This window comes from Rubrivirga sp. SAORIC476, from assembly GCF_002283555.1.
Classification (GTDB): Bacteria; Bacteroidota; Rhodothermia; order Rhodothermales; family Rubricoccaceae; genus Rubrivirga.
Map to the genome: position 1 here is coordinate 563,940 of NZ_MVOI01000003.1, position 13,705 is coordinate 577,644.

Genomic DNA, 13,705 nt, shown 5'->3' on the forward strand with positions numbered 1-13,705 from the left:
GGTCCGAGGCCAGTAAGCCGGAGGGGCGCTGCAGCGTCCCTCCTCCCGTCCTCTTACCCTGCCCCGTGATCCGTCTCCTCCCGCTCGTCGCCCTCCTGTTCGCTGTCGGCTGTGGGCCCGACCTCGCCGCGCCGTCTGACCGGGAGGTCAAGGCGCGCGTCGCCGACGCCGAGGCCCGACTGGCGGCGAGCGCGGGCGGCCAGCTCGTGGCCCAAGCCATCGAGGCGCATGGCGGACTGGCCGCGTGGTACCGCACCGGTCCGCTCCGCTACCGCTACGCCTACACCCGCCTCGACAGCCTCGGCGAGCCCGCGGGCGACGCCCTCGACACGCGCCAGCTCGTCGACACGTGGTCCGCGCGGGCCGTCCACACGCTCGCAGCCGACCCGTCGGTCTCGTTCGGGTGGACCGGTGCCGAGGCCTGGGTGCGCCCGGCAGGCGCCGACGTGCCCACCAACCCCCGCTTCTGGGCACTGACGCCCTACTACTTCGTCTCCATGCCGTTCGTGTTCGCCGACCCCGGCGTCACCCTGACGCTCGCCGATCCCGACTCGCTAGAGGGCCGCCCGGTGGACGTGGTCCACGCGACGTTCGCCGCGGGCACGGGCGACGCGCCGGACGACTACTACGACCTCCTGCTCGACCCCGAGACGCACCGCGTCCGCGGCCTCCGCTACGTGGTGTCGTACGCCGCCTTCAACCCGGACGGTGGGCACACGCCGGAGACGCTCATGATCTACGACGGCGAGCAGACGGTCGGCGGGGTGACCCTCCAGGAGGGCTTCCGCTCGTTCCTCTCGGCGACCGGCCAGCCGAAGGCGCGCGGCACGGTGACCGAGGTCGCATCGGCGCCGGAAACCCTCGACGCCGCGTTCGGCACCCCCGCCGACGCCGAGGTCCAGCCGGAGCTCTGACTCGGCCCGCCTCGGTCCCGAGGCGGACCGCCCCCTCGGCTACTGCATCGACGAGGGCGGCGTGATCCCGTTCATCCGCATGTAGGTGACGAGGTTGCCGTAGTGCTCGAAGTTGTGCGTCGAGTTGAAGGCCAGGATGCCCGACGCGGCCATGTCGTTGCCGAAGAAGGACCGCACGGTGGCGCCCTGCGCGTCCGTCATCGCGTCGTAGACGCCCTCGCAGTACGCGAACGCAGCGCCGAGCGCGGCGACGATGTCGGCCTTCGTGGTGGCGGCCTCCTCGATGTTCTGCGTGTTGGGGTTCTCCTCCCCTGCTGCCGACGAGCAGAACATGTACTGAGCGTTGGCGACGTGGGCGAGCAGCCCGCCCACGGTGCGCACCTCCTCGGTCGGCCGGTAGGCGTACAGGTCTTCGTCGAGCATCTCGGCCGTACGCATCAGGTTGGTCGCCGTGATGCCGTGCAGCCCCTTCAGGCTCGCCATGACGGGGTCGGTGGGCGCGTCCTGGGCCAGCGCGGTGCCCGTGAGGAGAGCGAGCAGAAGGGCGGAGCGGGTGAGGATGCGGAGCGGGGTCATGGGCTCGGAGGCGTGAGGAGGAGAGCAGCGACGACTCAAAGTAGGCCCTCGCGTCGGAGGCGCCCAAGCCAGACGCGGCCTCCGCCCCTCGCGAGAGAGACAGAGGCCGCAGACCCGGAGGACCGGTCTACTGGGCTGCCACGCCGCGGGCCGTCGCCGGGACCGCCACCGTGCCGACGGGCGTCAGGCTGCCGTCCGCTTCGATGCGGAAGGCGTCCAGCTGCTCGTCGCTCTGGGCGTAGACGAAGCGCAGCGTGATGTTGAGGTCCCGCGGGTTGGGGCCCGTGGTGGCCGTCACGCCGTCGTCGTCGAGGATCTGGAGCGAGCCGTCGGGCTGGATCCGGAAGCCCGTGATGGTGCCGCTGGCCGTGTTGGTGACGTAGAGGAGGTCGCCGAGCGTGCGGACCCAGCAGGCGGCCGTCTCGGTGGTCGGCACGGCGCCGTCGATCACGGAGAGCGCGGTCCCGCTGAGGCTGTACGCCGACACCGTCGAGCCGTCGGCGACGGGCCCGGCGGGCGCGTTGGCGTCGCTGACGAACAGCCGTCCGAACCGGTCGAAGTCGAAGCCGAACGGCGTCACGCCAGCCGACGGATGGACGACGGGCGCCCCGGGCGTCCCATTCGGGCGGACCGGGTAGACCACGATCTGGTCCGACGGGCGGTCGGTCACGACGAGCGTCCGTGCCTTGGGCGAGAAGCCGATCTGCGGCGGCCCGCCGATGCCCGCGGGGAGCGGGGCCGTGCCGCCGGCGAGCGCCGAGAGCCGCCCGTTGCCGAGGCGCCGGAAGCCTGCGATGGAGCCGCCGTCGCCCGTGTTGAGCACGTACACGAGCCGCTGGCTGACGGCGAGGCTGAGCGGACCTGCGCCGCCTGAGGGGACCACCTCCACGAGCGTCAGCCCGGAGCCGGTGACGCGGAAGACCGAGATGTCGTCGCTGCCGCGGTTGATGGCGTAGAGGAAGCGGCCGTCGGGGCTCAGCACGACGGGGTCGGTGGCGGCGCCGAGGCCGCCCCCGGAGCCGGTGCCGCCGGTGGCGACGCGGCCCGCCTCGGTGAGCGCACCGCTCGCGTCGCGGGAGAAGACGAGGACCTCGTTGGCGCCGGCCGCGTCGCTGAGCGTGTAGACGGCGCCGTTGGCGCGCGTCTTCAGCGGGCCGCCGATGCGGTCGAGCGCGGCCTGGAGCGGCAGGCTGGCGAGGAGGGACTCGCCGAGGACGGACGCGTCGAGCATCCGGTCGGCCGACATCGCCACATCGGCCGTGGCGGGGGCGTCGTCGAGGGCCGGTTCGGAGGCGTCGCAGGCGGCGAGCGTGAGCGCCAGCGCGGCGACGGTGAGCAGAGACGAGAATCGAGACATGACGAGAGGGCGCAGAGCGCGGCAGGGAAAAAGGGTCCCGCGCCCGATGTCGCCGGGTGCGGTCCCACAGGGTCCCCCGCGAGGCCCCCTCAAGTCCTCTCGAAACGGTCACATCGGACGGCTCGCTACAGGCGCTGCTCGACGCTCGACGCCCGCCGGACAGTCCCGCCCACGACCAGCCCCGCCGCGATCAAGACGATGTTCTTGACGATGTACTGGCCCTCCAGCGTCAGCGCGAACACGTCCAGGGGTGACGTGAACGGCCACACGGAGAAGCAGACCGCGGGCAGCACGAGGAACGGCAGGAACGTGCCTGGCATCTGGAGCGCCAGCAGCAGCAGCGCCCCGCGCGTCAGCGGCCGGATCAGCAGCATCACCCCGATCAGGATCTCCCAGACCGCCAGCACCGGGTAGAACAGGTCCGCGTCCACGAACGGGACCGTGGCCTTGACCAGCGCTTCGGCGGGGCTCAGGCCGGGCACCAGCTTCAGCGCCCCGAACCACACGAACACCACCCCGACGGCATAGCGCAGCAGGCGGACCCCGTGGCGTCGCATGAACCGAGCGACCCGGTCGTCGAAGGTGTCAAGGGCAGTGTGCGGGAGGCGGGTGAAGTCGGCCATGGCGGAACGGAGCAGAGACCCAACGACGCGCTCCCTCCGCCCCCGCCGCAGACGCCCGGTGAAAAGCACGTCGAGGGTCGACGAACCCGCTCGCCTCGGTCCGAGGTCGGTCGAGGTCAGCCCTCGTACTCGCCCCAGACGGTCCGCAACCGACCGGCGATCTCGCCGACCGTCGCCTCGGCCTCGACGGCGTCCAGCACGCGCGGCACCACGTTCTCATCGCCCCGCGCAGCGGCCTCGACGGCGTCCATCGCGGCCGACCAGCGATCGGCGTCGCGCGCCTCGCGGAGCGCCTGGATGCGGGCGATCTGCTGCTCGCGGACGGCGTCCGACACGCGGAGCAACTCCACGTCCGCCTCGTCTCCCTCCGCCTGAAACCGGTTGACGCCGACGACGACCTGCTCGCCCGCCTCGATCTCACGCTGGGCTCGGTATGCGGAGGTCGCGATGCGGTCCTGGTAGTAGCCGTCCTCGATGGCCGCGACCGCCCCGCCCATCGCGTCCACCTCCTCGATGAGCGCGCGGGCCGCCGCCTCGATGTCGGCCGTGAGGCGCTCGACGAAGAACGAGCCCGCGAGGGGGTCCACGGTCTCGGTCACGCCGGACTCGTAGCCGATCACCTGCTGCGTGCGGAGCGCGAGCGTCGCCGCGGCCTCGGTGGGCAGCGCGAGCGCCTCGTCGTAGCCGTTGGTGTGGAGCGACTGGGTGCCGCCGAGGACGGCCGCGAGCGCCTGGAGGGTCACGCGCGGCACGTTGACGAGCGGCTGCTGGGCCGCCAGCGTCGACCCGGCCGTCTGGGTGTGGAAGCGCAGCATCTGCGCCTTGGGCGAGGTCGCGCCGAAGCGGTCGCGCATGATCTCGGCCCAGAGCGTGCGCGCGGCGCGGAACTTGGCGACCTCCTCGAAGAAGTCGTTGTGGGCGTTGAAGAAGAAGCTCAGCCGCGCGCCGAACGTGTCCACGTCGAGCCCCGCGTCGAGGGCAGCCTGGACGTAGGCGATGCCGTCGGAGAGGGTGAACGCCAGTTCCTCGACGGCCGTCGCGCCCGCCTCGCGGATGTGGTAGCCGCTGATGGAGATCGTATTCCAGCGCGGCGTCTCGTCGGCGCACCACGCGAAGGTGTCCGTGATGAAGCGCATCGACGGGCGCGGCGGGTAGATGTACGTCCCGCGCGCGGCGTACTCCTTGAGGATGTCGTTCTGGATGGTGCCGCCCAGCTTCCGAGGGTCAGCGCCCTGCTCCCTGGCGACGGCCACGTAGAGGGCCAGCAGGATGGGCGCGGTCGCGTTGATGGTCATCGACGTGGTCACGCTCTCCAGGTCGATGCCGTCGAACAGCCGCCGCATGTCGGCGATGGAGGCGATGCTCACGCCAACCTTGCCCACCTCGCCCTCGGCCATCGGGTCGTCCGGGTCGTAGCCGATCTGGGTCGGCAGGTCGAAGGCGACCGACAGGCCGCGGGCGCCCGCGTTGAGGAGCGCGTGGTAACGCTCGTTGGACGCCTCGGCCGTCGAGAAGCCCGCGTACTGGCGCATCGTCCAAAGGCGGCTGCGGTACATCTCCGGGTAGACGCCGCGCGTGAACGGGAACGCGCCGGGCGTGCCCAGCCGGTCCCCGAGGTCGGCGGGCAGGTCGGCCTCGGTGGCGACGGCGGGGACGGCGAGGCCGGAGGTGGTTTCGGACGGCGTGGAGTCGGTCGGCATGCGGAGCGTCGGCGGGGAGGCTCGCCTACGCCCCGAGGCGGGCGGGGTGCCAGCGCTCCGCGTGGAGAGCGCGGAAGGAGCGTCGGCCTGGCCGCTCAGGCGGGGAGGCCCTTCGCCGCGACCCGTCGTGCTCGCGTCCTCGACCGGGGCCTCAGACTCCCTCGTTCTGGGGCGCGTACTTGCTGCCGCGCAGCACCTCCACGTTCTGGAGATAGAGGATCACCGAGTAGTGAGCGAAATACCGGTCCTCGACGTGCGTCGCGATCCGCTCGGCGACTGCCTCCGTCACGATGGTCTCGATCTTGACACTCGGCCCGCCGCGCGCCACGCGGACGCCCCGAGACCCCTCGCCGTGGATGTCCGAGAGCGTGTGCCCGGACGCGCCGAGGTCGTGGATGGCGTCGATGATCCGGTCGCGCAGGCTGCGCTCGGTGACGATGGTGACGAGGCGGAGGGTGACGGTCTGCATGATCGGGGTCCTAGCCGAGCCACTGGGCCATCGCGAGGTAGATCGGGATGCCGAGCGTCAGGTTGAAGGGGAAGGTGATGCCGAGCGAGGCCGTCAGGTAGTACGCCGGATTGGCCTCCGGGAGCCCGACCCGGATGGCCGCCGGGGCTGCGATGTAGGATGCGCTGGAGACCATCGCGCCGAGCACGGCCGCGCCCCCGACGGACAGCCCGACCTCGTGCCCCACGAACACGCCGAGGGCGCCGTGGACGATCGGCATCAGGATGCCGAAAGCGACGAGGAACGGTCCGACGGCCCGCAGGTCGCGGAGCCGCCGCGCAGCGGTCATCCCCATGTCCAGCAGGAAGAGCACCAGCGCGCCCTGGAAGCCCGACACGAAGAACGGCGCCACCTTGGCCGTCCCTTGCTCGCCCGCGATCCACCCGATGGCCATCCCGCCCACCAGGAGGACGATGCTGCGGCCCGTCGCCACTTCGCGGAGCGCCTCCTTCCACGAGCCCGCCCGCTCGCCGCGCGCGTACGCGATCATCAGCCCGACGATGATCGCGGGCACTTCGAGGACGGCCACCAGCGCAGGCATGAAGCCCTCCGACGGCGTCCCGGCGTAGGCGGCCACCGACTGCGCCGCGATGAACGTCACGGCCGAGACCGAGCCGTAGTGAGCCGCCAGCGCCGCCGCGTTCGTCCGGTCGATCCGTCCCAGCCGCCGGAGCACGTTGTACGCGATCAGCGGGGTCAACACGCCGAGGGCGAACGTGCCCAACACTGGCCCGGCGACCTCGACCAGGGGGGTCTTGCTGAGCGCCACCCCGCCCTTCAGCCCGATCGCGAGGAGGAGGTATATCGAGAGCGCCTGGTACAGTGGCTCTGGGATCTCCAGATCGCTCTTGATGGCGACCGCCAGCGCCCCCAGCACGAAGGCCAGCACGACCGGGGACAGCAGGCTGGCGAGCAGGATCTCGATCATCGGCAAGGGGAGGGCGCGCCCGAAACTAGCGCCCCTCCTCTCTGGCCGGCGACCGCGCTACTCGCCCTGCGCCAGCGAGTAGGCCCGTTCGCCGTCGAACGTGTAGAGGTTCTCCGTCTTGATCACGTCCAGCCCGGCCTCGACGAGGCGGCCCTGCAACGCGACCACCTGCGCGGCGCTCACAGCGTCGCCCGTGGCGACGTAGCGGCACCGCCAGTGGTCGGTCCAGAACGTCTCCGGGAGGCCGCCGGGGTAGACCTTCACGCCGCGGTTGGTGATCAGCTTCAGCCGGAGCCCGTCGCCGCCGAGAGCGTCCAGGCGGGCGCCGAGGGTGTCGGGGCGGCGGCCGTCCTCGTCCCAGTCCAGGAACACGTCGACGCCCACGAGCGCCTTCTCGGCCCGCGGGGTCGGCCGGACGGTCACGGAGACCTCGGTGTCGGTGTACCGCGCCTCGGTCAGCGTCTGGGGACGCTCGCCGAGCCGCTCGATGACGGCATCGGCGAACTCAGACGTCGAGACTTTCCGCGTGCTCGACGCGCCGTACACGTCGGCCGTGTGGATGCCCGCCTCCAGCGTCGCCAGCCACGCGTTCTCGACCGTCTCCGCGACGCGGTCGAGGTTCAGGTGGTCCAGCAGCATGAGCGCGCCGCGCAACAGGCCCGACGGGTTCGCGATGCCCTGCCCGGCGATGTCCGGCGCGCTCCCATGGACGGCCTCGAACATCGCGATATCGGTTCCCACGTTCGAGGAGCCCGCCAGCCCGACCGACCCGGACGCCTCCGCGGCGATGTCGGAGATGATGTCGCCGTAGAGGTTCGGCGCCACGATCACGTCGAACATGTCGGGCCGGGCGCCGACGAGCGCCGCGCCGATGTCGATGATCCGGTGCTCGGCCTCGATCTCCGGGTACTCCGCCGCGATCTCGTCGAACACGCGGTGGAAGAGCCCGTCGGTGAGCTTCATGATGTTGTCCTTCGTCATACAGGTCACGCGCGAGCGCCCCTGGGCCCGTGCGTACTCGAACGCGTAGCGGACGATGGCCTCCGACCCCGGCCGCGTGATCAGCTTGAGGGTCTGGGTGACCTCGGTCGTCTGCCGGTGCTCGATGCCCGCGTACGTGTCCTCCTCGTTCTCGCGGATGATGACGAGGTCCATGTCCGGGTGCGGCGAGGCCACGTAGGGCGCGTAGCTGCGCACCGGCCGGACGTTCGCGAACATGCCGAGCGACTTCCGCAGCGTCACGTTGAGGCTCTTGTAGCCTCCTCCCTGCGGCGTCGTGATCGGCGCCTTGAGCAGGAGGCGATGCGAGCGGATCGTGTCCCACGTCTCGGGCGCGATTCCCGACGTGTGGCCGGCGCGATAGACGTTCTCCCCCACCTCGACGGTGTCGTACCGGAGCGGGGCCTCGGCGGCGTCCAGGATCCGGAGGGTGGCCTCCATGATCTCGGGGCCGATGCCGTCCCCGTGGGCGACAGCGATCGGGGTGCGGGAGTCGGTCGTGGCGTCAGGCATGGATCTGGAGCGAGCGGGAGGAGGTGAATACATACACCCCCTGCCCGCGCGAAGACCCCTGCCCGCCGTGGCTAGAATGCGATCTGCCCTTGAAGAATCACCAGATGGGCGTCGGGCACCGCGTCGCCGTCGCGGAGCTGGTAGGCCAGCGTCAGGCGGGCCCGCTGGTAGGGGCCGCCGAGCGCGGCGCTGGGGCTGTAGCTCAGCCCGGCCGTGAGGTAGCGATCGGTCACGCGGCTGGAGGTGTACTGCTCGCCGCGCACGAACACCTCGCCCGCCCCGAGCACCCGGACCGCCCCGAGCGCCGAGACGCCGGCGTCCTCCTGGACGCCCGCGCCGTCGTCCGCGTACCGCAGCGCGAGCGCGTCCAGCTTGAGGCGAACCGGCTGGCTGCCCGGCTCGGCGCCCCAGTAGAGGTGCCCCCCGCCCGTCACGTAGGCCCGCCCCCCGTCGCCCCGGTCCGTCCGGGCCGGGGCAGCCCCGTTGACGCTCCCGAATGCGCCCACCTCGACGCCCGCCCCGAGGTGGACGGCTACGGCCGCGGACCCCGCCACCCCGGCCGTCTCCGGCCCGTTGATGAGGTCGGGGCTGGACAGGCCCTCCCGGTAGTTGCCCTCCGCCCTCCCGAACGTGCCCGCGCCGTTGTGCAGCGCCACCGTCGCGAGAGCCGGGCCGCGGGAATACGTCACGTCGACCCCGAGGTCGCGGCCGTCGCCTCCGAGCGTCCCTCCGAGCCACCGCTCGACGACGGCCGCCCGGTCGACGGCGTCGAGCACGATGTACGGCGTCAGGACGCCGCCTCGCGGCTGGGCCATGGGGAAGTAGCCCACGCGCATCTGTACGCCGTCGGCGAGCGTGGCGAAGGCGAACAGGTCGACACTCTCGACCGACCCGGACGCGCCGTCGACGTCGTACTCGACGCCCGCACGGTCGCGGTAGAGCACCCGCGCCTGGATGCGCGCCCGCCGGAGACCGGTCCCGTAGCGGACGGCATCGCCGCCGGGTGCTTCCTGGACACCCAGCGAGACGCGAGGCTGGACGCCCCCCGCCAACTCGAGGTCGAGGTCAGGGGCCAGTGCGATCCGCTGCGCGCTGGCGGACGAGGTCAGGGCCAGGACGGCGGCAGCCAGGAAAACGGTCAATCGGTACATGGGTCGAGGGGAAATGCGACGGCCCGGACCCTCAGGAGAGCCCGGGCCGTCGGCACGTCGAGAAGCGGGCAGTGCGGGCTAGAGCGTTTCGGCCGTGATCATGGACTCCTCCATAAAGAGGACCTCGCCGGTCGCGACGTCGTGCATCGCGCCGATCACGATCAGCTTGCCTTCCTCCACGAGGCCGTGCATCACCGGGCTCCGCTCGACCATGTTGCGGACCGTCATCTCCACGTTCTCGTGCGCCACGGCCTGGACGTAGTCCTTGTTGGCCGACGAGCGCTCCCCCGGGATCAGGTCGCCGACGGCATAGACCGCCGGGGCGATGTTGGCGAGGGTGCTCGTCAGGTTGCCGAGTTCGACGTGGTCGCAGGCGCCCTTGACCGCGCCGCACTCGGTGTGGCCCAGCACCACGATCACCTTCGAGCCAGCCGCAGCCGTCGCGAACTCCAGCGAGCCGAGGATGTCGGTGTTGACGAAGTTGCCCGCCACGCGCGCCGAGAAGATGTCGCCGACGCCCTTGTCGAAGATGATCTCGTGCGGCACGCGGCTGTCGATGCAGCCCAGGATGGCCGCCATCGGGAACTGGCCGCCCGCCGTCTCGCGGACCTGGCCGAGGAAGTCACGGGAGACGGGAGTTCCGGCGAGGAAGCGCTCGTTGCCGTCCTTCAAGGCCTGAAGGACGTCCATCGGGGTCAGGGCGGCCTGCGTCTCCGCCGTCAGCGCGATGGCGGGGTCACGCTCGCTCGCCAGCGTGGACGTCTGCGCACAGGCTGTCGTGCCGACGAGGAGGAGCGCGAGGAGGGGGAGGGTATGGAAGAATCGGGAGGTCATGACGGAAAGGGGTGGGCGCACTCCGGCCGGAGCGCGAGGGTTGTGCCGGTCGACACGAGGGGACACCCGTGCCGACCGGCACGGGCAGGAATACCACAGGCGGACGCCTCGCCTCCGAGCGCACGACTCAGGGCAACGGCATCCTGGGGAAGGGCTGCGACGTGCGAGCCCGGGCCTAGCGCGGGGGCGGGACCGGCGGAACCGCCCGTCGTGTCGCGGCGGTGATCGACGCGGAGCGCACCACGCCCTGCTGGGTCGATGCCAGCAGCCGGTCAGAGTCGACCGCTTCCTCTTCTTCGGCCTCCTCGAACGACACGTCACCCGGCAACGGGGTGTCGCTCGTGACGGGCACCTCCACGGCGACCGGGTCCACCTCGCCTGTCCACACGAGCACCCCTCCACCGATGGCGGCGAGGAGCGTGAGGACGAGCAGAGGAATCCAGCGCTTCATGGAAGGGCTTCAAGCCCTCAACCGTATCCTCGTTCCAACGACCTTTCCGGCTTCGCCGTCCCTTCGAACATGACTCGTCCTCCCACCGGCCTCGGCGCCGACGCTCGCCTCCGACACGAACTGGTCGCCCTCCTGCGTGGGGGTCAGGCCCACGTGGGTCTGCACGCCCTCGACGGCCTCCCGCCCGAGCGCGTCAACGAGCGCGTCGACGGCCTCCCCCACTCGCTGTGGGACCTTCTCGAACACCTTCGCTTCTCCCAGGCCGACATCCTGGAGTACGCCGTCGACCCCGGCTACCAGAAGAAAGACTGGCCGGATGCCTACTGGCCAGACTGGGAGGCTCAGCCGGTCGAGTGGGACGCCGCGCTCACCAACTTCCGCGCCGACCTCGACGCGCTGGTGCGCCTGGCCGAGACCGCCGACCTCACGGCCGAGTTGCCGCACGCGCCCGGCTACACGATGCTCCGCCAGATCCTGGTCGCGGCCGACCACAACGCGCACCACCTGGGGCAGGTCGTGAGCCTGCGGCGCCAGTTGGGGCTGTGGCCGCCGGGCTGACGCCCCGCAGGGGGGCGTGTGGCGATAGGTTCTGTCCGTCTCCCCTCTCGCCCATGCCCCGCCTCGCTCTCCTCCTCGCCCTCCTTGCCGTCGCCGCGAACGCCCAGCCGGCGGTGCCTCTCGCCATCGACTACGCCATCGACGGGACGGCGTCCTACGACCCGGCGATCCCGACGCCCGAGGACGTGCTCGGCTACACGATCGGCGAGCGGCACACGCGGCCCGAGGAGGTCGTCCGCTACGTCGAGGCCGTCGCGGCGGCGTCGCCGCGCGTGGCGCTCGGCTTCCACGGGACGACGTATGAAGGGCGGCGGCTGGTCCACGCCATCGTCACGACGCCCGCCAACCACGCCCGGCTGGACGCCATCCAGGCCGCCAACGTCCGCCTGAGCGAGGACCCGGGCAGCGTCTCCGACGCCGAGCTCGCCGCGATGCCGATCGTGGTCTACCAGGGGTACTCGGTGCACGGCAACGAGGCGTCCGGGACCGAGGCGGCGCTCGTGTGGCTCTACCACCTCGCTGCGGCGCAGGGGCCGGAGATCGACCGCCAGTTGGCCGAGGCGGTGGTCCTCCTCGATCCGATGCTCAACCCCGATGGCCGCGACCGCTTCGTGGACTGGGTGAACGGCTGGCGCGGCACCACGCCCGTGGCCGACGGCGCCGACCGCGAGCACCGCGAGGTCTGGCCCGCCGGACGCACCAACCACTACTTCTTCGACATCAACCGCGACTGGCTGCCGACGGAGTTGCGCGAGAGCCGCGGCCGGATGGCGTGGTGGCACACGTGGCGCCCCCAGATCTCGACCGACCACCACGAGATGGGGCCCGAGGCGACGTTCTTCTTCCAGCCCGGCATCCCGTCCCGCAACAATCCCAACACGCCCGCGGCGACCGTGGAGCTGACCGGCGCCATCGCCACGTATCACGCTGCCGAGCTGGACCGCATCGGAAGCCTCTACTACTCCGAGGAGAGCTTCGACGACTTTTACTACGGCAAGGGCTCGACGTACCCGGACATCAACGGCGCGGTCGGCATCCTCTTCGAGCAGGCGTCGAGCCGGGCGCTGCTGCGCGACACGGACGAGAACGGGCGGCTGACGTATGCCTTCACGGTCCGCAACCAGCTCGCGACCTCGGTCTCGACGCTCCGCGCCGCCGTCGCCCTCCGCGACCGGATGCTGCGCCACATGCGCGGCTTCTACGCGGACGGGCTGAACGGCGCCTACGTGATCGCCCTCGACCGGCACCGGACGCGCGGGCAGGCGCTCGCCCAGACGCTGGCCCGAAGCCGCGTCCGCGTCCACGCCCCCGCCGAGGCGGTCCGCGTGGACGGGCGGACGGTCCAGCCGGGCGACGCGCTCGTGGTGCCACTCGACCAGCCGCAGGGGCGCCTCGTGCGCGCGGCCATGGAGCGGACGCTGACCTACACCGACAGCCTCTTCTACGACGTCTCGGCGTGGACCTTCCCGCTCGCCTACGGCGCCGAGGTGGCCGAGATGGCCCGCTCTCCCCGCCTCGGCGCCGAGGTGGACGTGGTGATGGACGGCGGGCGGCTCGTCGGCGGCCGGGCGGACGTGGCGTATGCCATCCGCTGGGACCGCTACTTCGCCCCCCGCGCGCTGGCACGGATCCAGGCCACCGGTGCCCGCGTGCGGCTGGCGCAGTCGCCCTTCGAGGCCCCGTCCGGCGGGGCGGTGCAGCGGTTCGACCGCGGGACGCTGATCGTGGCGGTCCGCCAGTCCGGCGTCGACGCCGAGGCGGTTCATGCGGCCGTGCGGGAGGCTGTCGCCGAAGACCACGTCGAGGTGCTTGCGCTCGCGTCGGGTTCCACACCCTCGGGCGCGGACCTGGGGAGTCGTTCGTGGCCGGTCCTGCAGGCGCCGCGCATCGCGCTGCTGGCGGGCGAGGGCACGTCGCCCTACGGAGTAGGCGAGGTGTGGCACCTGCTCTCGGAGCGCTTCGGGCAGCCGGTCTCGCTGATCGACCCGGCGGCGCTGCCGTCGCTCGACGGCTACACGACCCTGATCCTGGCCGAGGGCGGCTACGGATCGCTCGACTCGACGGCCACGGCGCGCGTCCGCGCCTGGGTGCGCGGCGGGGGCGTGCTGATCGGCATCCAGGGCGGCGCGCGGTGGGCGGCGCGGGAGGGCTTCCTGGCCGCCCCCCTCCGCGACACGCCGGCCGACTCGACGCGCTACGACTACGCCGACCGCGACGCGGCACGCGGTGCGCAGGCTCTCGGCGGCTCCATCCTCGACCTGACGCTCGATCCCACGCACCCGCTCACGTACGGCTACGGGCCGTCCGTCGCCGTCTTCAAGTCGGGCACGGCGCTGTTCGAGCCCGCCGAGGCGGGAGCCAGCACCGACGTAGGCGTCTACGCTGCGACGCCGATGCTGAGCGGCTACGCGTCGCGGCAGACCCTGGCCCGCCTGCCGGGTGCCGCCGGGCTCAAGGCGGGGCGCCTCGGCGCCGGGCGCGTCGTGCTGATGGACTTCAACCCGGCCTTCCGCGCCTTCTGGTACGGCACCGACGGGCTGCTGCTCAACGCGGTCTACCTGGGCGGGACGTTCTGAAGCCCGGTGGCCTGGGC

General features: G+C 71.8%; 13 protein-coding genes. 3 read left to right on the plus strand and 10 right to left on the minus strand.

Translation table 11 applies throughout. The annotated features are described in order from the left end of the window. Window positions 1-65 precede the first annotated feature (65 nt). Window positions 66-914 (plus strand): hypothetical protein, encoded by an 849-nt coding sequence (locus B1759_RS04290; RefSeq protein ID WP_095513796.1) that lies wholly within the window; start codon window positions 66-68, stop codon window positions 912-914. Between the two features lie 39 nt (window positions 915-953). Here the strand turns inward: B1759_RS04290 and B1759_RS04295 are convergent, their stop codons facing one another. The 10 genes from B1759_RS04295 to B1759_RS19610 all read right to left on the minus strand — a co-directional run bounded on the left by B1759_RS04295 (window position 954) and on the right by B1759_RS19610 (window position 10,554). Beyond that, complete coding sequence (locus B1759_RS04295) at window positions 954-1,490, minus strand: DinB family protein (RefSeq protein WP_095513797.1); 537 nt, start codon at window positions 1,488-1,490, stop codon at window positions 954-956. Window positions 1,491-1,617: 127 nt separating this feature from the next. Then, the gene (locus tag B1759_RS04300) at window positions 1,618-2,847 is read right to left on the minus strand and encodes a beta-propeller fold lactonase family protein (RefSeq protein WP_095513798.1); all 1,230 of its coding nucleotides are present in this window, start codon (window positions 2,845-2,847) and stop codon (window positions 1,618-1,620) included. 125 nt (window positions 2,848-2,972) lie between these two features. Further along, the gene (locus B1759_RS04305) at window positions 2,973-3,470 is read right to left on the minus strand and encodes a hypothetical protein (protein WP_095513799.1); all 498 of its coding nucleotides are present in this window, start codon (window positions 3,468-3,470) and stop codon (window positions 2,973-2,975) included. Window positions 3,471-3,586: 116 nt separating this feature from the next. Beyond that, the gene (locus B1759_RS04310; protein ID WP_095513800.1) at window positions 3,587-5,170 is read right to left on the minus strand and encodes a methylmalonyl-CoA mutase; all 1,584 of its coding nucleotides are present in this window, start codon (window positions 5,168-5,170) and stop codon (window positions 3,587-3,589) included. Window positions 5,171-5,321: 151 nt separating this feature from the next. Next, window positions 5,322-5,639 (minus strand): DUF3240 family protein, encoded by a 318-nt coding sequence (locus tag B1759_RS04315; RefSeq protein ID WP_095513801.1) that lies wholly within the window; start codon window positions 5,637-5,639, stop codon window positions 5,322-5,324. Between the two features lie 10 nt (window positions 5,640-5,649). Then, window positions 5,650-6,612 carry a sodium-dependent bicarbonate transport family permease gene (locus B1759_RS04320; protein ID WP_369811355.1) on the minus strand — a complete coding sequence of 321 codons (963 nt, stop codon included), beginning with the start codon at window positions 6,610-6,612 and terminating at the stop codon, window positions 5,650-5,652. A 51-nt stretch (window positions 6,613-6,663) separates the two neighbouring features. Next, a complete protein-coding gene (locus tag B1759_RS04325) occupies window positions 6,664-8,118 on the minus strand; it encodes an NADP-dependent isocitrate dehydrogenase (RefSeq protein WP_095513803.1) in 1,455 nt (484 codons plus the stop codon). Between the two features lie 71 nt (window positions 8,119-8,189). Further along, a complete protein-coding gene (locus tag B1759_RS04330) occupies window positions 8,190-9,269 on the minus strand; it encodes a hypothetical protein (RefSeq protein WP_095513804.1) in 1,080 nt (359 codons plus the stop codon). 78 nt (window positions 9,270-9,347) lie between these two features. Then, a complete protein-coding gene (locus B1759_RS04335; protein WP_095513805.1) occupies window positions 9,348-10,103 on the minus strand; it encodes a carbonic anhydrase family protein in 756 nt (251 codons plus the stop codon). 175 nt (window positions 10,104-10,278) lie between these two features. Next, on the minus strand, window positions 10,279-10,554 hold the full coding sequence (locus B1759_RS19610; RefSeq protein WP_158225119.1) for a hypothetical protein: 276 nt from the start codon (window positions 10,552-10,554) through the stop codon (window positions 10,279-10,281). 69 nt (window positions 10,555-10,623) lie between these two features. Here B1759_RS19610 and B1759_RS19615 point away from each other — a divergent pair, with 69 nt between their 5' ends. After that, window positions 10,624-11,112, plus strand: a complete 489-nt coding sequence (locus B1759_RS19615; RefSeq protein WP_158225120.1) for a DinB family protein — start codon at window positions 10,624-10,626, stop codon at window positions 11,110-11,112. 53 nt (window positions 11,113-11,165) lie between these two features. Then, complete coding sequence (locus B1759_RS04345) at window positions 11,166-13,688, plus strand: M14 family zinc carboxypeptidase (protein WP_095513807.1); 2,523 nt, start codon at window positions 11,166-11,168, stop codon at window positions 13,686-13,688. Window positions 13,689-13,705 lie beyond the last annotated feature (17 nt).

Excerpts from the sequence above, each read along its gene's own strand:
- B1759_RS04295 (WP_095513797.1), bottom strand. The coding sequence starts at position 1,490 with ATGACCCCGCTCCGCATCCTCACCCGCTCCGCCCTTCTGCTCGCTCTC.
- B1759_RS04300 (WP_095513798.1), bottom strand. The coding sequence starts at position 2,847 with ATGTCTCGATTCTCGTCTCTGCTCACCGTCGCCGCGCTGGCGCTCACG.
- B1759_RS04305 (WP_095513799.1), bottom strand. The coding sequence starts at position 3,470 with ATGGCCGACTTCACCCGCCTCCCGCACACTGCCCTTGACACCTTCGAC.
- B1759_RS04310 (WP_095513800.1), bottom strand. The coding sequence starts at position 5,170 with ATGCCGACCGACTCCACGCCGTCCGAAACCACCTCCGGCCTCGCCGTC.
- B1759_RS04315 (WP_095513801.1), bottom strand. The coding sequence starts at position 5,639 with ATGCAGACCGTCACCCTCCGCCTCGTCACCATCGTCACCGAGCGCAGC.
- B1759_RS04325 (WP_095513803.1), bottom strand. The coding sequence starts at position 8,118 with ATGCCTGACGCCACGACCGACTCCCGCACCCCGATCGCTGTCGCCCAC.
- B1759_RS04330 (WP_095513804.1), bottom strand. The coding sequence starts at position 9,269 with ATGTACCGATTGACCGTTTTCCTGGCTGCCGCCGTCCTGGCCCTGACC.
- B1759_RS04335 (WP_095513805.1), bottom strand. The coding sequence starts at position 10,103 with ATGACCTCCCGATTCTTCCATACCCTCCCCCTCCTCGCGCTCCTCCTC.
- B1759_RS19610 (WP_158225119.1), bottom strand. The coding sequence starts at position 10,554 with ATGAAGCGCTGGATTCCTCTGCTCGTCCTCACGCTCCTCGCCGCCATC.
- B1759_RS19615 (WP_158225120.1), top strand. The coding sequence starts at position 10,624 with ATGACTCGTCCTCCCACCGGCCTCGGCGCCGACGCTCGCCTCCGACAC.
- B1759_RS04345 (WP_095513807.1), top strand. The coding sequence starts at position 11,166 with ATGCCCCGCCTCGCTCTCCTCCTCGCCCTCCTTGCCGTCGCCGCGAAC.